The sequence below is a fragment of the Bradyrhizobium sp. 18BD genome (genome assembly GCF_054185225.1).
The window spans coordinates 160259-185201 of the sequence record NZ_JAVAYL010000019.1 but is presented as its reverse complement, the minus strand read 5'-3'; the positions used below and the strand labels follow the sequence as shown (position 1 = coordinate 185201).

Below are 24943 nucleotides of genomic sequence, written 5' to 3'. Positions count from 1 at the left end.
GCTCAGTCCAACCAGGGCCGGCCCGGCCATTTCCAGCGTCTTGCCGTTATAGTTCGGGTTGGCGGCGAGTTCGTTCCTGATGTTCACGATCGCCTGTGAGAAGACCTTCTGAACCGGCAAGAGCTGCTCCCCCCGCCGGCGCCGCAGCGCCGACCGTCGTGCCCGGCACGCCGGCCGCAGCTCCGCCGCCCAACAGGGCGCAATACGCTCCGCCGACGGTTGCTCCCGCGTTCCGCGCAGCGCCCACGGTCGCAGCACCGCTGCCGCCGCCGCCGCGTCCGCCGCAGCGTGACCTGACGCCGCTCGCAATCGGTGCGGGCGTGGTGGCCGGTGCCGTGATCGGCGCCACCATCGCCGACATGCACAGCCAGCGAAGCGAAGTCGTCGAAGGCGGCCGCACCATCTACAACGAGCCGGACCGCATCATCATCCGCGATCCGGGCGGGCAGGCCTACGTCCGCGGCAACGATCTCTATCGCTTCCGCTACGGCGCCCGCGACATCCGCACCTTCAATGAGGGCGGCGAAACCCGCACCGTCGTGGTCCGTCCCGACGGCAGCGAGGTGATCACCGTGGTCGGTCCGGACGGTTCGCTGCTGCGCCGAATCCGCAGGGATCCGCGCGGGCAAGAGATCGTCATCATCGACAACTCCTACCGCGATCCGCGGGCGGTCGGCGGCTTCTATGTCGACGTGCCGCCGCCGGTCGTGAACATTCCCTATGATCGCTACATCGTCGACGCCCAGGAAGCGTCGCCGGACGTGATCTACCAGACCATGGTTGCACCGCCGGTGCAGCGGATCGATCGGCGCTACTCGCTCGACGAGATCCGCTACTCGCCGAATGTTCGCATGCAGATGCCGAGCATCGACGTCAACACGATCAACTTCGAGACGGGATCTTGGACCATCCCGCCGGACCAGGCGGCCCGGCTGCAGGTCATCGCCGACGGCCTCAACCAGGCGATCCAGCGCAATCCGCGCGAGGTGTTCCTGATCGAGGGACACACCGACGCGGTCGGCAACGACGTCGACAATCTGTCGCTGTCGGATCGCCGGGCGCAGGCCGCGGCCGAATTGCTGACGCAGCAGTTCAACGTGCCCGCGGAGAACCTGACGTCGCAGGGCTATGGCGAGCAGTATCTGAAGGAGCAGACGCAAGGGCCGAGCCTGATCAACCGGCGCGTCACCGTCCGCCGCATCACGCCGCTGCTCAACGGCGGTACGGCCTCGCTGCCGCCGCCCCCGCCCGGCACCGCGCCGCCGCGCTGAGGCGACACGCACAAACGCAAATGGCCGGGAGCGATCCCGGCCATTTTTGTTTCTGGAGTCCGTAGCCCGGATGAGCGCAGCGACATCCGGGGATATCTATCTACATGGCGAGAAAGTCCCGGATATCGCTGCGCTCATCCGGGCTACGACGACGTCAATCAATCCTTGTCGTTCTCGAGCCGGAAGATCTGCGAGCCTTCGCTGCCCGACAGCAGGCCGGTCTTCGAATAGAGACCGAGCTTGGTGCGCGTGTCGGCGATGTCAAGATTGCGCATGGTGAGCTGGCCGATACGGTCGGCCGGCGTGAAGGCGGCGTCCTCGACCTTCTCCATGCTGAGCCGCTCCGGCGCGTAGGTGAGGTTCGGGCTCTCGGTGTTGAGGATCGAGTAGTCGTTGCCGCGGCGCAGCTCGAGCGTGACTTCACCAGTGACGGCGCGCGCGACCCAGCGCTGCGCGGTCTCGCGCAGCATCAGGGCCTGCGAATCGAACCAGCGGCCCTGATAGAGCAGACGTCCCAGGCGCATGCCGCTGATGCGGTACTGCTCGATCGTGTCCTCGTTATGGATGCCGGTGACGAGGCGCTCATAGGCGATGTGCAGCAGTGCCATGCCCGGCGCCTCGTAGATGCCGCGGCTCTTGGCCTCGATGATGCGGTTCTCGATCTGGTCGCTCATGCCGAGACCATGACGGCCACCGATGGCGTTGGCTTCGAGGAGTAGCGCGACGGGATCGGCAAAAGTCTGGCCGTTCAGCGCAACCGGCTGGCCTTCCTCGAAACGCACCACGACCTTCTCGGCCTTCACAGCGCAGTCGTCGCGCCAGAACGGCACGCCCATGATCGGGTTGACGATCTTGATGCCGCTGTCGAGGCTTTCGAGATCCTTGGCCTCGTGCGTGGCGCCAAGCAGATTGCTGTCGGTGGAATACGCCTTCTCGGCGCTCATCTTGTAGGCAAAGCCCTGCGCGGTCATGAACGCCGACATTTCGGCGCGGCCGCCGAGCTCGTCGATGAACTGCTGGTCGAGCCAGGGCTTGTAGATGCGCAAGCTCGGATTGGTCAAAAGGCCGTAGCGATAGAAGCGCTCGATGTCGTTGCCCTTGAAGGTCGAGCCGTCGCCCCAGATGTTGACGCCGTCCTCCTTCATCGCCGCAACCAGCATCGTGCCGGTGACGGCGCGCCCGAGCGGCGTGGTGTTGAAATAGGTGATGCCGCCGGTCGAGATGTGGAAGGCGCCGGACTGGATCGCGGCGATACCTTCGTGGACAAGCTGCGTGCGGCAATCGACCAGCACGGCCTTCTCGGCGCCGAACGCTTCCGCCTTGCGCGGGATCTCGTTGTAGTCGGCCTCGTCGGGCTGGCCGAGATTGGCGGTATAGGCGTAGCAGCGCGCGCCCTTCTGCTTCATCCAGAGCAGCGCCGCGCTGGTGTCGAGACCGCCCGAAAAAGCAATGCCGACTTTTTCACCCTTGGGCAGGCTTTTCAGGATCGTGGTCATGGCGCTTCCAATCGGGTCTCAGGGGGCTGTTGCGAGGGCGAAACTGACCGGGCGAATATCAAATTTCGCGGGGCTGGGCACGCATTTAATGGCTCAAATAATGGCTCAAACCGAGGGTTCGGCGCTCGTCTTGCGGCCGAACAGGCGCTGACGGAGCCGGTAGGCGGGCATGTTGAGCCGGGTCAGGGCGGCATCGACCGCCTCGTCCGAAAACCGAGTCCGTGGCCAGCGGTAGATCAGCGCGAAAGCGAACCAGATCACGACGAAGGTGACGAGGCCGGCGATCGAGACGTCGGTGAAGAAGTGGCCGCCAAAGGCCATCCGCAACCCGCTGGTGACCGCTCCGAAGATCACCGCGCCGGCATAGGCCAACGGTCGCCATGCCGGCGGCGCCAGCGCCGCGGGTGCCAGCGTCCAGAACGCGGTCGCGCCCTCGCCCGAGAAGAACGAGCAGTTGCGCGCGCAATCGCCGCGCGGATCCCACCACGGCACGAAGTGCTGCTCGCCGGCGAACTGCGTCACCACCACCGGCCGCGGCCGGCCCCAATAGGTCTTGAAGGTGAGGTTGGTGAGAATGCCGGCCGACAGGATGATCGTGACCAGCAGGAACACGATCGCGCGCCCCGACACCATCAAGGGACGGTCGGGCCGGATCATCTTGACCACGAGCGCGACCAGCGAAGGCAGCACGAAGGCCCAGGAGACCCACATCGCCGCGTCACGCGCGAAGCCAGCCCAGCCGTTCAACTTGACCGGAAACGTCTTGGTCTCGGGGTCGAAGAACAGCGAAGCCAGCTTGAGATCGAGTTCGGGGTAGAGGCCGAAAACGACGCCGATCACGAGCCACAGCGCCAGGGCGATGAAGAGTCCAGTCCGGTTCATGGCGCGCGGTTTAGCGGAGTGGGGCGGAGATGGAAACCCCGGGCGAACGCAACAAAATCACTGCGCATCCGGCCGCGAATTCAACGGCAGCGGCGGGGGCGGCTTGCGTGGGGGCGGCGGGATGCGCCAGGCGCCGGCGTTGCGGCCGGCGATCAGCCAATAGACGACGCCGGCCACGATGCCCGCGCCGGTCATGATCTCCAGATGACGCCGCACGATGCCTTCGAACTGCAGCGTGTCGGAATGGAACGGGACGAGCCCGAGATAGCAGGCGAGCCCGACGAGGCCGCCGCCGACGGCATAGGCCAGCGCGCTGCGGATGTAGAGCGCCTCGGTGATGGCGACGATCACGGCTGCCGGAACCAGCGCGAAGCCCGAGACGAAGATGAAGCCGAAGCCGAGCAGGATATCGATCGCGCCCTGATCGACCGGACCGGCGCCAAGATCGGAAAATTCCGGAAACAGCAGCGCGCCGACGACGATCATGCCGCCGACGAAGCAGGCGGCGAGAAAGCCGATGAAGACGACGATGAGGCGGCCGATCAGGGACATGACTGAAATGCCAATTCCACCGTCATTGCGAGGAGCGCCGCGACGAAGCAGTCCAGACTGCCGCCGCGGAGAGATTCTGGATTGCTTCGCTGCGCTCGCAATGACGAGGTTGCGACAGCGCGGACATCACAAGCTAATCCGTCATCGCCATGGCGCGCAGTGCCTGGCGCTCGCGTGCACTGAGCTTCTCCGTCTCCGACTTGAGCTGGCCGCAGGCGGCGAGGATGTCGCGGCCGCGGGGGGTGCGCACCGGCGAGGAGTAGCCGGCATTGAAGATGTATTCGGAGAATTTTTCGATCTGGTCCCAGTCCGAGCATTCATAGGCCGTGCCGGGCCAGGGATTGAACGGGATCAGGTTGATCTTGGCGTGAATGCCCTTGAGCAGCTTCACCAGCAGCTTTGCATCGTCGAGCGAATCGTTGACGCCCTTGAGCATCACATATTCGAAGGTGATGCGGCGCGCGTTGGAGGCGCCGGGATAATCGCGGCAGGCCTGCAGCAGCTCCTTGATCGGATATTTGCGGTTGAGCGGCACCAGCTCGTTGCGCAATTCGTCGCGCACCGCATGCAGCGAGATCGCAAGCATGACGCCGATCTCCTCGCCGGCGCGCACGATGTTCGGCACCACGCCCGAGGTCGACAGCGTGATGCGGCGGCGGGAGATGCCGATGCCTTCATTGTCGCCGACGATCAAAAGCGCATCGCGCACCGCGTCGAAATTGTAGAGCGGCTCGCCCATGCCCATCATCACGATGTTGGTGACGCGGCGCGTGCCGTCCTCGCGATCGGCCCAGTCGTTCAGGCGGTCGCGCGCAACCATGATCTGGCCGACGATCTCGCCGGCGGTGAGGTTGCGCACCAGGCGTTGCGTGCCGGTGTGGCAGAACGAGCAGTTCAGCGTGCAGCCGACCTGCGAGGAAACGCAGAGCGTGCCGCGATCGGTCTCGGGGATGTAGACGCACTCGACTTCATGCGCCTTCTCGACATTGTCGCCGCTCGGCAGCCGCAGCAGCCATTTGCGGGTGCCGTCATTGGAGATCTGCTCGGCCACGACTTCGGGCCGGTCGACGGTGAAGTGCTGCGCGAGCTCGGCGCGAATGCCCTTCGAGATCGAGGTCATGTCGTCAAAACTCTGGGCGCCGCGGAAATAGAGCCAGTGCCAGAGCTGCTGCACGCGCATCTTGCGCTGCGCAGGCGCGACGCCGATCTCGCCGAGGCGGTCGGCAAGCTCAGTGCGCGACAGGCCGATCAGTGAAGGCTTGGCCGGCGGCACATAGGTTTCGAGTGGAGTTTTCTCCACCAGGATTGCGTCGCGCGGCTCGGTCGTCGGTTGCATTGAATGGACCTAATGGCTTGGTCGTTCCGGGATGGCCCAAAGGACCAGATCCGGAACCTCGTCATTCCGGGCCCGATGCTGCGCATCGCCCCGGAATGACGGAAAAACTTGGAACCGGCCTTATATAGCAAGCGGAATTGCCGATTGCGACCGTGATACCCCCGCAGGCCTAACGTCTTCAGCGTTAGCGCCTGCAATCCTGGGCGATCTTGTCGAGCGCCTGGGCGAGGCCTTTCAGCGAAAACGTGTCGGTCGTCTCCGTGCCCTTGGCCGAGACGCCCTTGACCACGAGATCGGCGGATTTGCGCATGGCTTCCACCATCCGCTCCTCCTCGGCCGCGTTCTTGATCCAGAGGCCGTCGCCCTGCGTGTACATCGCGAAGGCGGCGCCGCCGACCTCGACCGAGGATTCCGAGCCCGGCTTCAGCGCGTAGCCGATCATGACCGAGACTTCGTTGTTCACCTTCTCCGCCGGCCGGGTCGAGACGAAGGCATAGGCGGGATCGCGCGGCCGATTCGGCGGGTTGGTCTTCGACGACGAGGGTTTTGCCAGTGCGAAGCAGACCTTCTTGCCGTTGGGCGTCGCCGAATAGGCGCCCCAGGTGCCGAACTGGCCGATCAGGGTCGGCTCGGCGCCGCCGGCAACCGCCGCGGCCGGGCCCGCCGGCTTGCTCTCGGGCTTTGCGGCTGTCTTTGCTGCGGTATTGGCCGCCGGTGCGGCCGCCTTCGGGGCCGCCTCTTTTGGTGCAGCCTTGGGCGCTGGTTGCGCAGTCTGAGCCCGCGCGGAATCGGTGATTCCCCACGCCGCCACGCCAGTCATCAAAGCCAAAGATAGCACCCGCCACATGGTGGAGTGGTTCCCTCAATATTGTGACTGGAAGATGGCCCGGTCGCGCGTTGTCCCCCGGCAGGGATAGCCGGGAAAGTCTAATTTGGGAAGGCAGTTAGCGGGTCAGCCTTTGGATCGCGCGGCGCGCTGATCGGCCCATTGCGCCTCGGTCCAGCCGAGCAGGTCCTCGGCGCCGGAACTGCGCAAATGCGCGCCACCGTCGATCACCACCATCTCGCCATTGATGTAAGCGGCGCGGTCGGAGACCAGGAAGCTGGCGAGATCGGCAAGCTCGCTGTGTTCCCCGGTGCGGCCCAGCGGGTTGCGGGCGGTCCAACCGTCGTCGCGTCCCTCGGGACGGAGCTGCCCCGACGCGCCGGCGGTCGGGAACGGGCCCGGCGCGATCGCGACGGTGCGGATGCCCTTCGCGCCCCATTCCACGGCGAGGCTCTTGGTCATCGCCAGCACGGCCGATTTCGCCATCGCGGAGGGAACAGTGAAGGCGCGGCCAGTGATGGTCGAGGTCGAGAGGATCGAGAGCACGACGCCGCCATGCTTGCCGTCGATCCAGCGCTTGCCGGCGGCGAGCGTGCAGTACATCGCGCCATGCAATGTCGGCGCGAGGATCGCATCGGCCGCACGGAAGGAGAGATGCTCGGTCTGCGCGATGAAGGTCGCGGCAGCATTGTTGACGAGGATGTCGAGCGGCGCCTCGCGCCAGATTGTTTCCATCATGCCGTCGACGGCAGCACCGTCGCGGATATCGCAGGCGATGGTCGAAACCTTGCCGCCGGTCTGCGTACGCATCTCTCCCGCCGTTGCGTCCAGCCGGTCGAGCTTGCGGCCGCAGATCACGAGCTCGGCGCCGAGCGCGAGGAAGCGGCGTCCCATCGCAGCGCCAAGGCCCGAGCCGCCGCCGGTGACGAGGATGCGTTTTCCCTTGAGCAGACCCGTTTCAAACATCGTTTGAATCCTTTCTCCGCGGATTTCGTCATTGCGAGCGAAGCGAAGCAATCCAGACTATTTCCACGAGACGGTTTCTGGATTGCTTCCGCTGCGTTCGCAATGACGCGAGGATAGGCCTGCGCACCGCCTTGGGCAAAGAATCCGGATTGTCCGGCCGCAGTAAATCCGGCAGAAACGACCCAACTATAATTCACCTCGAAACGCCTAAGGTGCCGCCATGAAAGCCATCCTCTGCTCGCAATATTGCCAGCCCGACGATCTCGTGCTCGCCGATGTGCCGGATCCGGTGGCGGGTCCCGGCGAAGCCGTGATCGCGATCAAGGCGGCGGCGCTGAATTTTTTCGACATCCTGATGATTCAGGGCAAGTACCAGATCAAGCCGCCGTTCCCGTTCTCGCCGGCCGCGGAAGTCGCGGGCGTCATCGAGAGCATCGGCGCTGGCGTCACGGACCTGAAGGTCGGCGATCGCGTCGTCGCCTCCTGCGGCCATAACGGTGCGCGCGAGAAGATCGCGCTGCCGGCGGCCTCGATCGTCAAGATTCCCGACAATCTCGATTACGACCGCGCGGCCGGCATCATCATTATCTACGGCACCGCGCTGCATGCACTGGAAGATCGCGCCAGCCCGAAGCCGGGCGAGACGCTCGCGGTGCTCGGCGCCGCCGGCGGCACCGGCCTTGCTGCCTGCGAGCTCGGCAAGCTGATGGGCCTGAAGGTGATCGCCTGCGCCTCGTCGGACGAGAAGCTCGAATTCGCCAAGGCGCATGGTGCCGAGTTGACGCTGAACTACGGCAAGGAAGACCTGAAGGAAGGCCTGCGCAAGCTCACCGGCGGCAAGGGCGTCGACATCATCTTCGATCCCGTGGGTGGCGCGTATGCCGAGCAGGCGCTGCGCTCGATCGCCTGGGAAGGCCGCTTCCTCGTGATCGGCTTTGCCGCCGGCGACATTCCAAAGATGCCGCTGAACCTCGCGCTGCTGAAGGGCTGCGATATCCGCGGCGTGTTCTGGGGCGCCTGGACCCGGCTCAATCCGGCCAAGAACCGCGCCAATCTCGAGAAGCTCGTGAAGTGGACCGCGGAAGGAAAGATTTCATCGCATGTCGATCGCACCTTCCCGCTGGCGCAGACAGCGGATGCACTGAAGGTGCTCGCGGGTCGCCAGGCCATGGGCAAGGTGATCCTGCATCCGTGAGGATGCGACGTAGGCAGCCACCACACGCTCACTGTCGTCGCCCGGTTTAACCGGGCGCCCAGTATTCCAGAGACAGCAGTGATTTAGCCGAGACGCCGCGGCGCGCTGGATTCCTCGGCCAAGCGGGGCATGACAGCGGAGGGCGAGGCGGGCGGCGGCGATGACCGCGCGACATCGCAAGGTTGCACATCGTCCCGCTCGGTAAAATCCCCTCAACCATCGCGGGCAAAATTGCGGTGCATTCCGCCGCTCCGCCGCAATCAAACCCAAATATTTCCAGATTCGCGCAAACCGCCGTCGCTTTTTGGGCTGAATCGGACGGCGATTTACCGGTTCCAGTTTGCAGGGTGCGTCTGGACAATAACAAGAAGACTGAAGCCGGGACGGCCCCTGCGTTGCGTTAGTAAAGGGGAGCATCACCATGGAGACGACGGCACACCGTCCGTCAAGGGAGTTGAGGCCGTTCGACTCCGATCGATCTGCATCACATCCGCCCACCGCGTCCTACATCCGTGCCCGCGCCAGCCGCCTCGATCTTCCACAGGACGATCCGATGCCGCTGTTCCTGTCCGATCCGCTGGGGCCACCGGACCCACGGGAATATGCGCCGCAGGCGCTACGTTCCAGGACCAAATTCGTCCAGCGCCTCCTGGCTGCTACGCTTGCGATATCCGCCGTGGCGATTTTGGCTGCGGTGTTTCAGTCCGATCTGCGCGGCCTCATTGCGGTCAATGCCGGCAACGCGGCGGGCGCAGTTCCCGAGCAGGCCATGGCGCCGGCCAATTCGCCGGTCACACGACAAACGCCGCTCAAGGATTCCACCCGCGTGACCGATACGAGGCTCGCGAGCGCCGAGCGGCAGGACCTGCCGGCACCGCCGAGCAGCGAAACCATCGCAGCCGCCCACCAGATCGCGTTGCAGGCGCAGATGCCGGCCCCCGTCGCCGCACAACCCGCGCCGCCCGAGCCTGCGCGGACACTCGATGCCGACACGCTGGCAGGGCTGATGACGCGCGCAAAAAACCTGATCGGCGTCGGCGACATCGTCGCGGCCCGCCTGCTGCTCGAACGCGCGGCAAACGCAAAAGATGCAACGGCCGCGCTTCTGCTGGCGCAGACCTACGATCCAGCGGTGCTGGGCACCAGCGATGCGCGCAGCGTCAGTGCCGACGCCGCAGCCGCACGTGATTGGTACCAGCGGGCCGCAAGCCTCGGCTCGGCAGAGGCGCGACAGCGTCTCGCCCGGCTCTCGAATTAGAATTTTTCAGAGGACATCATGCGTAACACTTTGAGAATGGCGCTTGCCGCCATCATGACCATCTGCGCTTTCACCGCCCGCGCCGAGCAGACCGAATACGATCCGGCAAAGGTCTCCGACAGCCTGAAGGCGATCTTCCAGTTCGGCTCGAGCTCGACCAAGCAGGCGCTGAACGCCAACACCGTCACGCTGATCACCGGCACGATCGGCGGCACCTATGTCCAGTTCGGCGCCGACCTCGCTTCCGTGCTCGACGACGGCAACAGGATCCGCGTGCTGCCGATCGTCGGCCGCGGCTCGGTGCAGAGCGTCGCCGACATCCTGTTCCTGCAAGGCGTCGATCTCGGAATCGTGCGCGCCGACACGCTCGACTATCTCGAGCGCAAGGGCTTTGCCAAGGACATCAAGCGGCAGTTCACTTATGTGACGAAGCTCTACAACGAAGAGATGCAGGTGATCGCGCCGAAATCGATCGCGACGCTGAACGACCTCGAAGGCAAGACAGTCAGCGTGGACCTGCCGAACGGCGGCACTTTCGTCACCGCGCTCACCGTGTTCGAGCGGCTTGGGATCAAGGCGAAATTCGTCTATGTCGAGCAGCGCATCGCGATGGAGAAGCTGAAGGCCGGCGAGATCGATGCGGTCATCGTGGTCGGTGGCAAGCCGTACAAGTCGGTCTCGACCTTCGGCAATGACGGCCGCTTCCATCTTGCCAAGGTCGATTATGCCAAGCCGCTCCAGAGCGACTATCTGCCGGCGACGCTGACCGCGAAGGACTATCCGAACCTGATCAAGGAGGGCGAGAGCGTGGACACGATCGCAGTGCCTGCGGTGCTCGCGGCCTATAGCTGGGCACCGAACACCGAGCGCTATCGCAAGCTCGCGCTGTTCGTAGATGCGTTCTTCACGAAATTCCCTGCGCTGCAGAACCCGCCGTTCCATCCCAAGTGGAAGGAGGTCTCGCTCGCGGCGCCGCTGTCCGGCTGGAACAGATTGCCGGTGGCGCAGCAATGGCTCGACAAGCACGGCGTCGAGCCAGTGACGCGTCAGCGCTTCGAATCGTTCCTGAAACAGAATCCTGCGGCCGCGAAGGTGTCCGACGCGGACAAGGAGACGCTGTTCAAGCAGTTCCAGGTGTGGGACGCGGACAAGACGCGGGCTCAGGTGGAGAAGAGGTAGCGGAGCAATCCCGCCTGCCTGCGCGGAAACCTCTCTGGATTGCTTCGCTTCGCTCGCAATGACGGAGCTTGGGGCAAGCACCATCCGCCAATTCGGTGTCATCGCCCGCCTTGTGCGCAATTGCGCACTGGAGCGGGCGATCCAGTACTCCGTGACAGTTGTGATTGAGCCGAGAGGCTGCGGTGTACTGGATTCCCCGCCTTCGCGGGGAATGACAGCGGAGTGTGTGGCCGAGGTCGCGTCGGCTACGCCGCTTCCGCATCCACTTCAGTCTCATCCACACCACGCTTCAACACGGCACGCGCGGCTTCGCGGTGCTCATTCGTGATGTGGCTGGCGACCATGCGGATGGCGGTGGCGAGCACGGCGGCGTCATCGGTGAAGCCGAGGACCGGCATCACGTCGGGAACGAAGTCGAACGGCAGGATGAAATAGGCGATCGCCGCGAGCAGCGAGGCCTGGACATGGCGCGGGGTCTGCCGGTCGAACGCACAGTAATAGGCGGCGAGCAGATCTTCGGCGAACGGCAGTTGCGCGGCGACACGCTTCAGCTTGCGCCAGAAGCGGCGGCGCACGCTCTCGCGATCTTCCGCGAGCCGGTCCGCCGGCTCGAAGCCGACGCTGTGTTCGGCAGCCATGTTCGACAAACTCCCCGTTCAGCCCGGCGCGGCCGATGGCCCGCATCGCCTGCTGATCACAACATGGGGATGCGGCCGGCCGCTGCAAGATGTCAGCCTGATGTCAGCTTGCGATGGCGTTCATCGCCTTGGCCAGCTCGACGTCGAGCTTGGTGACGCCGCCGGCGTCATGGGTCGACAGCACCACCTCCACGGTCTTGTAGACGTTACGCCATTCGGGATGGTGATCCATCTTCTCGGCGACCAGCGCGGCACGGGTCATGAAGCCAAAGGCCTCGTTGAAATCCTTGAAGACAAAGGTTTTCCCGATCGCGTCGCGCCCCTGGATCTCGGTCCAGCCGGGGATACCGCCCAGCGCCTGCTTGCGTGCTTCCGCCGTCAGCCGCTCTGCCATGATCATCTCCGTTTTCAGGGGAACTTTACCCTAACACCGTGCTTGCGGTCCGGGTCCATACGGGATTTCGTCCCTCCGCTAACCATGACGGAGATGTAACCCCGCCGGACAAGAAATTTGCTACAATTGCCGGCGTAAATCGCCGGCCAAGATGAAGCTGAGCCTGAAACGCACGTATGGGAGATCGATGACCGGGGGTCTGGACCTGGCCGAAGCGCCCACTCCTCCTTCGCCGCGATCCGCGGCGCGGAAGACGGCGCTCGTGTCTCTGGCACTGGTGCTGGCGATCGTCGGTGCGCTGGTCGGCGGCTATTACTTTGCCATGCGGCCGGTGTTCTTGAAGGTCGCGGTCGGTCCCGCCAACAGCGACGACGTCAAGGTCGTGCAGGCGCTGACCCAAGCCTTCGCGCAACACAAGAGCTACGTACGGCTGCGTCCGATCCAGACCGACGGCGCCTCCGCCAGCGCCGAGGCGCTCGCGGAAGGCAAGGTCGATCTCGCCATCGTGCGCGGCGACGTCGACGTGCCGAAAAACGCGCAAGCGGTCGCGACCCTGCGCAAAAACGTCGTGGTGCTGTGGTCGGTCCCCGGCAAGGGCAAGAAGCGCGGCGCGAAGATCACCAAGATCGCGCAGCTCGCCGGCCATCGCGTCGGCGTCGTCGGGCGCACCCAGGCCAACGTCAATCTGCTCAAGGTGATCCTGCAGCAATATGGCGTCGATCCCGCCAAGGTCGAAATCGTGCAGTACCCGGCCAACGAGGCCGCGGAGGCAATCAAGGCCCAGAAAGCCGACGCCTATCTCGCGGCCGGCCCCGTCAACAGCAAGATCACGGCGGATGCGATCGGCGCCTCGACCAAGGATGTCGGCGCGCCGACCTTCCTCGCGATCGATTCCGCCGATGCGATCGCGCAAAACCATCCGGTCTATGAAGCCTCCGAGATCCCTGCGGGCACTTTCGGCGGCTCGCCGGATCGTCCCGACGACGAGGTCAAGACCATCAGTTTCTCGCACCACATCGTGGCGCGCAAAGGCTTGTCTGATACGACCGTCGCGGCATTCACGCGACAGCTCTTTGCGGTGCGCCAGCAATTGGTGACGGAATTCCCGCTGGCAGCGAAGATCGAGACGCCCGACACCGACAAGGACGCGGTGATTCCCGTGCATCCGGGCGCGGCCGCTTTCGTCGACGGCGAGGAAAAGACCTTCCTCGACAAATACAGCGATTACATCTGGTGGAGTCTGATGGCGCTTTCCGCCATGGGCTCGATCGGCGCGTGGTTCGCCGGCTACCTGAAGAAGGACGAGCGCGACAACAACAGCCATCTGCGCGACCGGCTGTTCGACATGATCGCGGCTGCACGCAAGAGCGAGACGGCCGAGGAGCTCGACCAGATGCAGACGGAGGCCGACGAGATCCTGCGCGATACGATGCGCTGCTTCGATCACGGCGCCATCGCGGAGGGCGGTCTCACCGCCATCAACATCGTGCTCGACCAGTTCCACGCCGCGGTCGCCGACCGCAAGGCGGTGCTGTTCAGCATGCCGCAGAGCCTGCAGCGCACCGGCGCGCAATTCAGGGCTGCCGGCAACGCTTAAACGCTTTCTCGCGTAATTGCTGCGTCACATTGTCTCAATATAGATCCACCGTCATTCCGGGCTCGCGCCTGACGGCGCGCCCCGGAATGACAAGCTTTCCTGCGGCCTCGGTTTCGGAGCCATTCGCCATGAAGATCAAATTCTCCCGCCGCCGCTTCCTCGCCACCAGCGCGGGCGCGCTGGGCGCAATCGCAATGCCCCACCTTTCGCGCGCAGCCGACCGGCCGGCGGTCACCCATGGCGTGCAGTCGGGCGACGTCACCGTCGATGGCGGCGTGGTGTGGGCGCGCACCGACCGGCCGGCGCAGATGCTGGTCGAGGTCGCGACGACCGAGTCGTTCAGGAACGCCCGCGCGCTGCCGCCGATCGCGGCGCTGCCGGAAAGCGATTTTACGGCAAAGATGCTGCTCGAAAATCTTCCCGGCGGCCAGGACATCTTCTATCGCGTGCGCTTCCGCGATCTCTCGCATAGCGCGATCGAGGGCGAGCCCGTGGTCGGCCGCTTCCGCACCGCGCCGGCCGATCGCCGCGACGTCAGCTTCGTCTGGGGCGGCGACGTCGCCGGCCAGGGCTGGGGCATCAATCCCGATGACGGCGGCATGTTCACCTTCTCCGCGATGCGCAAGCATCGTCCGGATTTCTTCCTGCATTCCGGCGATACCATCTATGCCGACGGCCCGATCCAATCCGAGGTCAAGCTCGCCGACGGCAAGATCTGGAAGAACGTCACCATCCCCGAAAAGGCCAAGGTCGCGGAAACGCTGGACGAGTACCGCGCCGCGCACAAATACAATCTCACCGACGACAACGTTCGTGCCTTCAATGCCGAAGTGCCGATCTTCGTGCAGTGGGACGACCACGAGGTGACCAACAACTGGTCGCTGTCGAAAGATCTGCCGGCGTCCTACAAGGTGCGCGACATCTCGCTGCTCGCGGCCCGCGCGGGCCGCGCCTTCCACGAGATGTATCCGATGCGCGAAAGCATCGTGGAACCCGGCCGGGTCTTTCGCCAGATCTCCTACGGCCCGCATCTCGACGTGTTCGTGCTCGACGAGCGCAGCTATCGCGGCCCGAACGGCGCCAATCTCGAAACGGAATACGGCCCCGCCAGCTACTTCCTTGGCCCGGACCAGATCGCCTGGCTCAAGCGCGGCCTGCTCAACTCGCGCGCGACCTGGAAGGTGATCGCCTCCGACATGCCGCTCAGCCTCGTCGTACCGGACACGCCGAAAGGCGGCTCGGAAGCGTTCGCGCAAGGCGACGGTCCGGTGCGCGGCCGCGAGTTCGAGATCGCCGACATCCTGCGCTTCATCAAGATGGCGCCGATCAGCAACACGGTGTGGCTGACCGCGGACGTGCATTACGCCGCCGCGCATCATTACGATCCGAACAAGGCGCAATTCCAGGAGTTCGAGCCGTTCTGGGAATTCGTGTCGGGACCGCTGCACGCGGGCACGTTCGGCCCGAACGCGCTCGACAACACGTTTGGACCCGAGGTGCGCTTCGTCAAGGCGCCGGGCAAGGACAGCCAGAACCTGCCGCCGTCCGCCGGCATGCAGTTCTTCGGTCACGTCAAGATCGACGGCGCCTCCGGCCAGATGACGGTGACCCTGCGCGACCGCGCCGACGTCGCGCTGTGGTCGACCACGCTCGATCCGAAGCTCGCGTGATCGCTAATCGGTAGCGCGCGCCTGGAGCGCCGCCTTTAGCGCGTCGCTCGAGCACGGCTTCTGCAAACGCGGCAGGCCGGCGAATTCCGGCGGAATGCGTGCATCAGCGCCATAGCCGGTGACGAAGACGAACGGGATCCTGAGCGCAACCAGCCGCTCGGCGATCGCAAAGCTCTTCTCGCGGATCAGCTCGACGTCGAGCAGTGCGAAGTCGGGAGCACGCCGCGCGATCGCGTCCAGCGCCTGCATCACAGAGCCGACGGTCCGCACGCTGGTCACGCCAAATCCGATCAGGCGGTCCTCGAAATCGATCGCAATGATCGGATCGTCCTCGACGATCAGGACATCGGCAGGTCGGCCTGAGCCAAGTCGGCCTGAGTCATGGGAAAGTGCAGGGGCCATGATCGCTTCTCGAGCGTGAGGTTTTTCGGATCAGGACTGCCGCGACACGATGCCTGCGCCCAGCGCATCGGAGGGTTCCCGGAACGAAACCCACCACATCACAGTTCTCCAGTCTGTCCACTTGTGCACACAAGGAATGGACGGAGCTCGCTAGTGTGAGGAGGAATGGCGGGGTTCACGATGGATGCGCGTATCGGCAAGGCAAACGAGGACAAGGCAAACGAGGCCGACACCCGGCCGGCCAACAATCTGCTGCGGCGCTTGAGCCGGGCGGATTACGCGCTGCTGGCGCCGCATGTCAGCGTTGAAACGACTGCGGCGAACGACCTGCTCTACAATCCCGGCGACGATGTTCAGGTCGCCCATTTCCCCTGCGGACCGTCGCTGGCGACGTTCCTCGTCCCCAACGAGGACGGCCGCGATGTCGAGACCATCCTGGTCGGCCGCGAAGGCGCGGTCGGCGGCATCGTCAGCGAAGGATTCCTGCCGGCCTACACCCGCATCTGCGTGAAATTTGGCGGGCCCTTCGCGCGCATCAACGTCGCCAAGCTGGAAGCGGCCAAGCAGCGCTCGCTGTCGCTGCGCCATGTCTTTGCCCGCTACGCCGATTGCATGCTGGCGCAGATCTTCCAGTCCACCGCCTGCAACGCCATCCACTCGATCGAGCAGCGCACCGCCAAATGGATTCTGGCCGCGATGGAGCGGACCGGCGACGAGAGCAGCGTGCCGCTGACCCACGAGCAGCTCGCGACCTTGCTCGGCGTCGGCCGCAGCTATGCGAGCCGGGTGCTCCAGTCATTCCGGGCGGAAGGCGTGCTCGACACCCGTCGTGGCTCGATCCTGGTTCGCAACCGCGACGGCCTGCGGCTGCGCGCCTGCCCGTGCAACGACGCCGTGAAGATGCATTTCGAGGAAGTGCTGCGCGGGGTCTACCCGACCGAGGAGACAAGCCCCAGCTCGGCCCAGGGCCGATCGGGGCGGCCGGTGGCATAACAAGGGCCGGTTTGACATCTGATTGTCACTAAGTCCCGGGGATTCCCGGACAAAATTCAGTCAACCAAGGCCCAAAGAACGCATTGTTTTTTGGCGTTTTTTGCCTATATTGCGCCGCAACGCATGGGCTGCCCGGTCGATATGGCCGGGCTTCCTTTTTGGGCGGAAAGCGCCCCGTTTCCAGTCTTCCAGCGTTGTTTCGAGAAGAGGTCCCGGTCTGACCGGCGAGATCGCGCTTAACCCATTGTTCGACCGCAAAGAAGCTCACCCATGAACCTTCGCAACATCGCCATCATCGCCCACGTCGACCACGGCAAAACCACCCTGGTCGACAAGCTGCTGCAGCAATCCGGCACCTATCGCGACAACCAGAAGGTCGCCGAGCGCGCCATGGACTCCAACGATCTGGAGCGTGAGCGCGGCATCACCATTCTGGCCAAGTGCACCTCGGTGACTTGGGAAAACACCCAGATCAACATCGTCGACACCCCCGGCCACGCCGATTTCGGCGGCGAGGTCGAGCGCATCCTGTCGATGGTCGATGGCGTGATCGTGCTGGTCGACGCGGCTGAAGGCCCGATGCCGCAGACCAAATTCGTGGTCGGCAAGGCGCTCAAGCTCGGCCTGAAGCCGATCGTCGCCATCAACAAGGTCGATCGTCCTGACGCCCGCATCTCCGAAGTCGTCAACGAGGTGTTCGACCTGTTCGCGGCGCTCGACGCCACCGACGAGCAACTCGACTTCCCGATTCTCTACGGCTCGGGCAAGAACGGCTGGATGGCGAACTCGCCCGACGCCTCCCATGATGTCGGCATGAGGCCGCTGTTCGAGCTCGTGCTCAAGCATGTGGCGCCCCCCGTGGTCCAGGAAGGCCCGTTCCGGCTGCTCGGCACCATCATCGAGGCCAATCCCTATCTCGGCCGCATCATCACCGGCCGCATCGCGTCGGGTTCTGTGAAGCCGAACCAGGCCGTCAAGGTGCTGTCGCGTGAAGGCAAGCTGATCGAGAGCGGCCGCATCACCAAGATCCTGGCGTTCCGCGGACTCGAGCGCCAGCCGGTCGAGTTCGCCGAGGCCGGCGACATCGTCGCCATCGCGGGCCTCACCAAGGGCACCGTCGCCGACACTTTCTGCGATCCCGCGGTCGAGAGCCCGATGCAGGCGCAGCCGATCGATCCGCCGACCGTGTCGATGACCTTCATCGTCAACAACTCGCCGCTCGCCGGCACCGAGGGCGACAAGGTCACCAGTCGCCTGATCCGCGACCGCCTGCTGCGCGAGGCCGAAGGCAATGTCGCGCTGCGCGTCGTCGAATCCGCCGACAAGGACGCGATGGAAGTCTCCGGCCGCGGCGAATTGCAGCTCGCGATCCTGATCGAGACCATGCGCCGCGAGGGCTTTGAGCTCTCCGTATCGCGTCCGCGCGTCGTGTTCCAGAAGGACGAAGCCACCGGCCAGACCCTGGAGCCGATCGAGGAGGTCGTGGTCGACGTCGACGAGGAGCATTCCGGCGTCGTCGTGCAGAAGATGAGCGAGCGCAAGTCCGAGCTGATCGAGATGAAGCCGTCCGGCGGCAACCGCCTGCGTCTGGTGTTCTACGCGCCGACCCGCGGCCTGATCGGCTACCAGGGCGAGCTGATGACCGATACCAAGGGCACGGCGATCATGAACCGCCTGTTCCACAACTACCTGCCCTACAAGGGCCCGATCCAGGGCCGTCGCAACGGCGTGCTGATCTCGAACGACCAGGGCGAGGCGGTGGCCTATGCCATGTTCAAGCTGGAAGACCGTGGCCCGATGATGATCGAGCCCGGCTGGAAGGTCTACAAGGGCATGATCGTCGGCGAGCATACCCGCGACAACGATCTCGAGATCAACGTTCTCAAGGGCAAGCAGCTCACCAACATCCGCACCACCTCGAAGGACGAGGCTGTGCGCCTGACCCCGCCGATCCGCATGACGCTGGAAAAGGCGCTGGCCTATATCGAGGACGACGAGCTGGTGGAGATCACCCCGAAGTCGATCCGCCTGCGCAAGAAGCATCTCGACCCGAACGAGCGCAAGCGCGCGGAAAAGGCCAAGGAAGCCGTGGCGTAAGCTGCTGCCTCTCTCGTGCCCCGGACGCAGCGCAGTACGCCAGTGGTGCGCTGCTGAGCCGGGGCCCAGACTTTCTCACCTTCTGCACATCACCTTGGGTCCCGGCTCTGCGCAGCAGCGCAAGCGCGCTGCAGCGCGCCCGGGACACGCGAGCTGTATATCTGGCCGGCTTCAGCACACCCAGCGAACGTGCTAGAGCCCGCCTATGACCTCCCTTCCCTCCTCCGTCGACGTCGCGATCATCGGTGCCGGCGCAGCCGGCCTCGGCGCGGCGCATGCGCTGGCGGGCTCCGGCCTCACCGCGATCGTGCTGGAGGCGCGCAACCGGCTCGGTGGCCGCGCCTGGACCGTGCAGGCCTCGCCTGAGGTCACCTTCGACGTCGGCTGCGGCTGGCTGCACTCGGCGGACAAGAACTCATTCGTTCCAATCGCACGCGCGCTCGGTTTCGAGATCAACAAGGACCTGCCGCCCTGGCGTGAGCGCGCCTATGGCAATGCGTTTCCGCAAAGCGAGCGCGACGATTTCATGCGCGCGATGGACGCGTTCTACGAGCGCCTCTGGCAGGCGGCGCAGAAGGGCAAGGACGAGCCCGCGAGCCTGAGCCTCGAGCCCGGCAACCGCTGGAACCCGATGATCGATGCGATCTCGACCTACATCAACGGCTGCGAACTCAAGAATATGTCCACGCTGGACTGGGACGCCTATGAGGACAGCGAACTCAACTGGCGCGTCCGCCGCGGCTATGGCGCACTGATCACGGCGTATGGCGCGCCCTGCCCGGTGGCGCTGAACAGCAACGTCACGCTGATCGATCATTCCAGCAAGCGCATCCGCATCGAGACGTCGCAGGGCACGCTGACCGCGGACAAGGTCATCGTCACCGTCCCGACCAATTTGATCGCGGACGAAGCCATCCGTTTCTCACCGCCGCTCCCCTCAAAGGTGAGCGCAGCAGCCGGCCTCCCACTCGGCGTCGACGACAAGGTCACGCTGGCGCTCGACGGGGCCGAAGCCTTCCCCAAGGAAGGCAATTTGCGCGGCGCCACCATGCGCACCGAGATAGGCACCTACCACATCCGCCCGTTCGGCCAGCCCTGCATCGAGGGCTTCTTCGGCGGCAGCTTTGCCCGCGAGCTGGAAGATGCCGGCGAAGGTGCCATCGCCGCACACAGCATTGACGAGATCGCAGGTTTTTTGGGCAATGACATCCGCCGCAAGCTGAAGCCTCTCTACGAGTCGCGCTGGGCGCATGATCCGTTTGCGCGCGGCTCGTACTCGCACGCGCTGCCGGGTCACGCCGGAGATCGCGCCGTGCTGGCCGCGCCGGTAGATGAGCGATTGTTCTTCGCCGGCGAGGCGACGTCGCCGACGTTCTTCACGACGGCGCATGGGGCACGGGACAGTGGGGAGCGCGCTACGAAGGAAGTGCTGGCTGCGCTAGGCAAGCCGTAGCCGAGCACTCCGTCATTGCGAGCGCAGCGAAGCAATCCAGACTGCCACCGTGGAAAGAACCTGGATTGCTTCGTCGCTGCGCTCCTCGCAATGATGCGTCACTCGATCACTCGAGCCCGCAAATCAGCATCCGGCACAAAGCACGCATCGTACTTGCCGAAGATGCGATAGCGGTTGCGCGCGATGAGGCTGTAGACGGGGTCCCGCAGCGGCTTTGGCACAGCGAACAACATATGCACCCAACCCCAGCCGGGAAGTAGCGAGAGCACGGTCAGCGCGGCGTCGGACTTCACGAACGCCTCGTCGCCATGGACGACGGCATTGGTATCGGGATCAGCGGGGTCGATGCCGAAGGTTCGCGCTAGCCTCGCGCCATAGTCCGACTGGACCGGCGTGAACCGAAATCGCCGCGCCGTGTCGCGCTTGGCAACGAACCGCACCCAGCGCGAGCAGAAGATGCAGACGCCGTCGAACAGGATTACGTCGTCGTCGGGCCACTTACTCATCAGCGATTGTCCAACACCAGCAGCGCGACCAGCATCAGCACGATCGCCGGTCCGGTCTTCACCAGCGCACCGAGCGGCTCGATCCAGAGATCGGGCGTCAGGATCGCCGCGCTGAACATATAGCCGAGCGAGGCGACAATGCCTGCAACGAGCCCGATCGCCGCGGTGCGGCGGAAGGCGATCAACATGCCGATGCTCATGTCCATCACGCTGGTGCCGATGGTAATGGGATCGACCAGCGACGGCGGAAAATTGTGCGCGGTCAGGATGCCCGCGGCGGCGCGGTAGGACACGAACAGCGCGATGAAGCCGGAGACGAGCCAGAACGCGACCAGGCTGGCGAAGATCAGTGCCTTGATCAAGAACAGGCGTGCGAACCATTTGTCCTGGATGGTGACGGGATGGCGTCCGATCGCCTCGGCCAATCTCTTCGGTGCAATGCCTGTGGCGGCGATCCACGCGGAGGGATCACCGGTCACGCCGCGGCGGAGCTCGGCGATGGCCGTGGAGCGCATCGGCGGCATCCAGCCGAGACAACTAGCGAGATCGCCGACCTTCGCGCCAAGATCGAGCATGAACGTCGGCATCGCGACACGCGGCCAGCCGGCCGTGCCGAACGCGAGGCGGAACTGCTTGATGACGCCGGCCATGGTGACCGGCTCAGCCTGCATCAGGTCCCAGGTCACGGCTTTCACGGAGGCATCGTCGCAATCGCGCGCGGCGAGCCAGGCGATGGTCGCTGAAATATCCTCGACCGCGACAGGCTGGAACGGCGTTGCCATCTCCTTCTCCGGCAGGTCGAGCGGGAAGGCGGCGAGCGCGCGCAGCATGGCGCTGCCGCCATAGGCCGACGATGCGACCACGAAGCCGGGCCGCAGGATGGCGTGCGGAATGCCGGACGCCGCGATCAGACGCTCGGCCTCGCGCTTGGTGGTCGCGAAGGCTGTGCGGTCGGCCTCTGAAGTCCCGGGGATCGAGATATGCACCAGCCGGATCGCGCGGCCGCTGTCGGCAATGGCCTGAAGCAGGCGCGCGACGAAAACGCAATGCACGGCATTGGTATCGCTGCCGGGGCCATCCTGGAGCACGCCGAGGCAATTCACCACCACGTCCACGGCATATTCGCCGAGCAGGTGCGTCAGCGCGGCAGCGTCAAGCGAGAGGATCGGCCGCGCGATATTCAGCGCAACCATTGTCTGCGCCGGCGACAGGCTGCGCGCCACGCCGACGACGCGAAAACCCCGCGCGCGAAGATCGTCGGTGACGAAGCGGCCGATCAGGCCGGAGGCGCCGAGCACCAGAATGGTTCGCTGATCCATCGGTTTCCTCAGAACGGCTTTGCGATCATCAGCCAGAGAATGAGCATCGTCGCGCCGAAGCCGGGAAAGCCGAATGCGAACCAGCGGCGGAACAGCATGAAATAACGATCCGGAAGCGCGCTGTCTTGTTCGGCGGCCTTGCGCGCGAGATCGCGCATCTCGATCTGCATGAACACGACGGGGACCCAGAACAAGCCGGCGAAGACATAGAGTGCAAGCGAGGCCAGCAGCCAGCGCTCGGTGATCGGCGTTGCCGACAGCATCATCAGCAGGCCGCCCGTGACCGGCTGGAGGATCACCGCCGACAGCGTGAAGATCGCGTCCGCGATCACCACCACCGACGCCGTGCGCGCGATGAACGCCGCGTCCTGCGTGCGATGCGCCGTCAGCATGAAGAAGGCGATGCCGGTTCCGGTGCCGAGGATGACGATGGCACCGAGCACGTGGAGATATTTGACCAGGAAATACAGCATCATGGCTTCTTGGTCGCCAAAGGCTTTGGCAGGTTCAGCGCATGATCGAGCTCCGCGCTCGCAGCCTTCACGGCGGCCTCAGTCTCGATCATCCAATGGCCCTCGCCGCCCACCGCCGGCAGGCTGCGGACATCGACCTTGCCGTCGCTGCCGCGAAACGCATCCGCGAGCGATTGCGAGAACTTCGGCGCGAAATAGCTGTCATTGGCAGCAACGAGCCAGGTCACGGGAATGCGCGCCGTCTTGCCGAATTCCGCGGCGGCCGCAAGCAGCGTCTGTGGCGCGCAAATCCGGTTCGGTTCGTCATTGGCATGGCCGCCGCGGCCCGGCGCGAACGCGATGATGGCAGAGATCGTCTTTGGATCGGCTTTCGCGAGCGCCAGCGCGCCCCAGCCGCCGGCGGAATGACCGATCACGATAGCGGCATCCTTGCGAATAAAATCCTGCCTTCGCAGGAATTCGAGTGCGAGTGAAATCTCGTCAGCGGTCACACGGCCTGAACGCGCATAGTCCGCTTCGTCACACCCGCCCTGGTCCTCGATATATCGGCCACCGGTCGCGCCATGGCCGAGCCGCTCCGGCACCAGCACGGCAAAGCCGCGCGCGACGAGAAAGGCTGCGAGCGCGCGGTATTCCGACTGCGGCATTTGCGCGCGACGAAGCACGTTCTGCGTCGAGGCATGCGCGATCACCGCGAGCCGGAACGGACCCGTGCCCGCGGGGCGAAACAGCAGGGCCCGCGCGGCAATATCGGAGTCCAGCGACGGCACGCGCCAAAGCTGACGGCGAAAAGGTTCGCCTTCCTCGCCCGATGATCCAAACGTGACCTGCGCGCACACAGGCGATGCGATCAGCAGGGCCAGCAGAGGCAGGAGCGCAAAGGTATTGAAGAGCCGCATGAATTGCCGGAAGCGAACACGGACAGCGACGACCACACTAGTAGGAACGAATCACTTGAGGCGGACTTTCTGCGTTGCCATTTCGGTTCATTCGTTGCCGCAAAGCAGTTTTGCACCGACCCATGGCACGCCAGTGCCGCTCGAAGTGGCCTCTTGTCTTTTTTCGGTACACCATGGTTAAAATACTGATGCACAAAGTCCACAGGTTAACCGATAATTAACGATAGGTCTTGCCGCCGGCGCGGCGACTTGGTTTGATCACGCCCATGAGCACAACCCTGATCGAGGTCCGGCCGGCCAAAGCTGCAGATGCAACTGCGGTGGCGTCCACCCATGACGAAGCCTGGCGCTCCGCCTATCAGGGCATCATTCCCGGCGCCGAGCTGGAGAAGCTGATCAACCGCCGCGGTCCGCAGTGGTGGGACAGCGCGATCCGCAAGGGCAGCCGCGTCAGCGTGCTCGTGTTCGGCGACAAGATCGCGGGTTACGCGAATTACGGTCGTAACCGTGCCCGCAGCCTGCATTTCGACGGCGAGATCTACGAGCTCTATCTGCGTCCGGAATTCCAGGGCCTCGGCTTCGGCCGCCGCCTGTTCGCCGCAGCCCGCCGCGACCTGATGCAGAGCGGCCTCAAGAGCATGGTGGTGTGGGCACTCTCGGACAACGACCCCGCGACCGAGTTCTACCGGGCCCTTGGCGGCCGCATGGTGGCGCGCTCGTCCGAGCGTTTCGGGCCCAAGGCGCTCGACAAGGTTGCCTTCGCTTGGACCAATTGAGCTGCTGAAGGCTTAGTCGGCAGCGTTACCCATCCGTCGATACCGTTGCCTTTTTGAGCCGGTGATCGCTGGATTCATTATTTCGCAAAAACACGATGGATCAGCGGGCCAAGCCCGCGTAAGACAGCGCCGAAAATCGCTGCCGGGCGAGATTTAATTTCGGCAATAACGGAGCCTTTCTAATGCGTATCGATGCGGTCTCGATCGGAAAAGACGTCCCCCACGACGTTAACGTCATCATCGAAGTCCCCGTGGGCGGCGAACCGATCAAATACGAGATGGACAAGGAGGCCGGCACGCTGGTTGTCGACCGCTTCCTCTACACGCCGATGCGTTACCCCGGTAACTACGGCTTCATCCCGCACACGCTGTCCGATGACGGCGATCCCTGCGACGTGCTGATCATCAACACCCGCGCCATCATCCCCGGCGCCGTCATGAGCGTGCGTCCGGTCGGCGTGCTGTTCATGGAAGACGAAGCCGGCGGCGACGAGAAGATTCTGGCGGTGCCGTCGTCGAAGCTCACCCAGCGCTACGACAAGGTGAAGTCGTATTCCGACCTGCCCGACATCACGCTGCAGCAGATCCAGCACTTCTTCGAGCATTACAAGGATCTCGAGAAGGGCAAGTGGGTGAAGATCACGCGCTGGGGCGGCCCCGAGGAAGCGCAGAAGCTGATCCTCGAAGGCATTGAGCGCGAGAAGAAAAAGAAGGGCTAAGTCTCGTGTCCCGGACGCGGCGCAGCACGAAGTGATGCGCCGCAGA

General features: G+C 64.5%; 24 protein-coding genes. 11 read left to right on the top strand and 13 right to left on the bottom strand.

Features of this window, described 5'->3' with window-relative positions:
- The first annotated feature begins 320 nt into the window (after positions 1–320).
- The gene (locus RAD16_RS30290) at positions 321–1271 is read left to right on the top strand and encodes an OmpA family protein (RefSeq protein WP_458161492.1); all 951 of its coding nucleotides are present in this window, start codon (positions 321–323) and stop codon (positions 1269–1271) included.
- A gap of 158 nt (positions 1272–1429) precedes the next feature.
- Here RAD16_RS30290 and argG read toward each other — a convergent pair whose 3' ends face one another.
- The 6 genes from argG to RAD16_RS30260 form a co-directional block, all read right to left on the bottom strand.
- The gene (argG, locus tag RAD16_RS30285; protein WP_458161483.1) at positions 1430–2767 is read right to left on the bottom strand and encodes an argininosuccinate synthase; all 1338 of its coding nucleotides are present in this window, start codon (positions 2765–2767) and stop codon (positions 1430–1432) included.
- Positions 2768–2872: 105 nt separating this feature from the next.
- Positions 2873–3649: a phosphatase PAP2 family protein gene (locus RAD16_RS30280; RefSeq protein WP_458161482.1), complete on the bottom strand. Its 777-nt coding sequence runs from the start codon at positions 3647–3649 to the stop codon at positions 2873–2875.
- A gap of 57 nt (positions 3650–3706) precedes the next feature.
- A complete protein-coding gene (locus tag RAD16_RS30275; protein ID WP_326896933.1) occupies positions 3707–4201 on the bottom strand; it encodes a hypothetical protein in 495 nt (164 codons plus the stop codon).
- Between the two features lie 133 nt (positions 4202–4334).
- Positions 4335–5537, bottom strand: a complete 1203-nt coding sequence (gene rlmN / locus RAD16_RS30270) for a 23S rRNA (adenine(2503)-C(2))-methyltransferase RlmN (protein ID WP_458161481.1) — start codon at positions 5535–5537, stop codon at positions 4335–4337.
- A 184-nt stretch (positions 5538–5721) separates the two neighbouring features.
- The gene (locus RAD16_RS30265) at positions 5722–6384 is read right to left on the bottom strand and encodes an invasion associated locus B family protein (protein ID WP_458161480.1); all 663 of its coding nucleotides are present in this window, start codon (positions 6382–6384) and stop codon (positions 5722–5724) included.
- 105 nt (positions 6385–6489) lie between these two features.
- Positions 6490–7329, bottom strand: coding sequence for an SDR family oxidoreductase (locus tag RAD16_RS30260; RefSeq protein ID WP_458161479.1), 840 nt, complete (start codon positions 7327–7329; stop codon positions 6490–6492).
- A 220-nt stretch (positions 7330–7549) separates the two neighbouring features.
- Between RAD16_RS30260 and RAD16_RS30255 the strand changes: the two genes are divergently transcribed.
- The 3 genes from RAD16_RS30255 (at position 7550) to RAD16_RS30245 (ending at position 10961) form a co-directional block, all read left to right on the top strand.
- A complete protein-coding gene (locus RAD16_RS30255; RefSeq protein ID WP_458161478.1) occupies positions 7550–8524 on the top strand; it encodes an NADPH:quinone oxidoreductase family protein in 975 nt (324 codons plus the stop codon).
- Positions 8525–8945: 421 nt separating this feature from the next.
- Entirely contained in the window at positions 8946–9782 is an 837-nt protein-coding gene (locus RAD16_RS30250; protein ID WP_458161477.1) for a hypothetical protein, read from the top strand.
- 18 nt (positions 9783–9800) lie between these two features.
- Positions 9801–10961: a TAXI family TRAP transporter solute-binding subunit gene (locus RAD16_RS30245; RefSeq protein WP_458161476.1), complete on the top strand. Its 1161-nt coding sequence runs from the start codon at positions 9801–9803 to the stop codon at positions 10959–10961.
- 245 nt (positions 10962–11206) lie between these two features.
- Here RAD16_RS30245 and RAD16_RS30240 read toward each other — a convergent pair whose 3' ends face one another.
- Positions 11207–11599 (bottom strand): YkvA family protein, encoded by a 393-nt coding sequence (locus tag RAD16_RS30240; protein ID WP_458161475.1) that lies wholly within the window; start codon positions 11597–11599, stop codon positions 11207–11209.
- Positions 11600–11702: 103 nt separating this feature from the next.
- Positions 11703–11993, bottom strand: a complete 291-nt coding sequence (locus RAD16_RS30235) for a 4a-hydroxytetrahydrobiopterin dehydratase (protein ID WP_458161474.1) — start codon at positions 11991–11993, stop codon at positions 11703–11705.
- A 151-nt stretch (positions 11994–12144) separates the two neighbouring features.
- Here RAD16_RS30235 and RAD16_RS30230 point away from each other — a divergent pair, with 151 nt between their 5' ends.
- Both RAD16_RS30230 and RAD16_RS30225 read left to right on the top strand, forming a co-directional pair.
- Positions 12145–13590 (top strand): TAXI family TRAP transporter solute-binding subunit, encoded by a 1446-nt coding sequence (locus tag RAD16_RS30230; protein WP_458161473.1) that lies wholly within the window; start codon positions 12145–12147, stop codon positions 13588–13590.
- 128 nt (positions 13591–13718) lie between these two features.
- Complete coding sequence (locus tag RAD16_RS30225; RefSeq protein WP_458161472.1) at positions 13719–15260, top strand: alkaline phosphatase D family protein; 1542 nt, start codon at positions 13719–13721, stop codon at positions 15258–15260.
- A gap of 3 nt (positions 15261–15263) precedes the next feature.
- Here RAD16_RS30225 and RAD16_RS30220 read toward each other — a convergent pair whose 3' ends face one another.
- Positions 15264–15662, bottom strand: a complete 399-nt coding sequence (locus RAD16_RS30220) for a response regulator (RefSeq protein WP_458161471.1) — start codon at positions 15660–15662, stop codon at positions 15264–15266.
- A 180-nt stretch (positions 15663–15842) separates the two neighbouring features.
- On the opposite strand from RAD16_RS30220, the gene RAD16_RS30215 reads away from it, so the two are divergent.
- The 3 genes from RAD16_RS30215 to RAD16_RS30205 all read left to right on the top strand — a co-directional run bounded on the left by RAD16_RS30215 (position 15843) and on the right by RAD16_RS30205 (position 20205).
- On the top strand, positions 15843–16655 hold the full coding sequence (locus RAD16_RS30215; protein ID WP_458161491.1) for a Crp/Fnr family transcriptional regulator: 813 nt from the start codon (positions 15843–15845) through the stop codon (positions 16653–16655).
- A 270-nt stretch (positions 16656–16925) separates the two neighbouring features.
- Complete coding sequence (gene typA, locus RAD16_RS30210; RefSeq protein ID WP_458161470.1) at positions 16926–18752, top strand: translational GTPase TypA; 1827 nt, start codon at positions 16926–16928, stop codon at positions 18750–18752.
- A 205-nt stretch (positions 18753–18957) separates the two neighbouring features.
- Entirely contained in the window at positions 18958–20205 is a 1248-nt protein-coding gene (locus tag RAD16_RS30205) for a flavin monoamine oxidase family protein (protein WP_458161469.1), read from the top strand.
- A 98-nt stretch (positions 20206–20303) separates the two neighbouring features.
- Here RAD16_RS30205 and RAD16_RS30200 read toward each other — a convergent pair whose 3' ends face one another.
- The 4 genes from RAD16_RS30200 to RAD16_RS30185 are packed head-to-tail and all read right to left on the bottom strand — an operon-like array spanning position 20304 to position 23402.
- Positions 20304–20711, bottom strand: coding sequence for a thiol-disulfide oxidoreductase DCC family protein (locus RAD16_RS30200; RefSeq protein WP_458161468.1), 408 nt, complete (start codon positions 20709–20711; stop codon positions 20304–20306).
- Positions 20711–22030, bottom strand: coding sequence for an SDR family oxidoreductase (locus RAD16_RS30195; protein WP_458161467.1), 1320 nt, complete (start codon positions 22028–22030; stop codon positions 20711–20713). Before RAD16_RS30195 ends, RAD16_RS30200 begins: the two co-directional genes overlap by 1 nt.
- Before the next feature lie 8 nt (positions 22031–22038).
- A complete protein-coding gene (locus RAD16_RS30190; protein ID WP_458161466.1) occupies positions 22039–22506 on the bottom strand; it encodes a DUF2269 family protein in 468 nt (155 codons plus the stop codon).
- Complete coding sequence (locus RAD16_RS30185; protein ID WP_458161465.1) at positions 22503–23402, bottom strand: alpha/beta hydrolase family protein; 900 nt, start codon at positions 23400–23402, stop codon at positions 22503–22505. Before RAD16_RS30185 ends, RAD16_RS30190 begins: the two co-directional genes overlap by 4 nt.
- A 266-nt stretch (positions 23403–23668) precedes the next feature.
- Between RAD16_RS30185 and RAD16_RS30180 the strand changes: the two genes are divergently transcribed.
- Positions 23669–24178, top strand: a complete 510-nt coding sequence (locus tag RAD16_RS30180) for a GNAT family N-acetyltransferase (RefSeq protein WP_024338772.1) — start codon at positions 23669–23671, stop codon at positions 24176–24178.
- Between the two features lie 182 nt (positions 24179–24360).
- A complete protein-coding gene (gene ppa / locus RAD16_RS30175; protein WP_458161464.1) occupies positions 24361–24897 on the top strand; it encodes an inorganic diphosphatase in 537 nt (178 codons plus the stop codon).
- Positions 24898–24943: the final 46 nt, after the last annotated feature.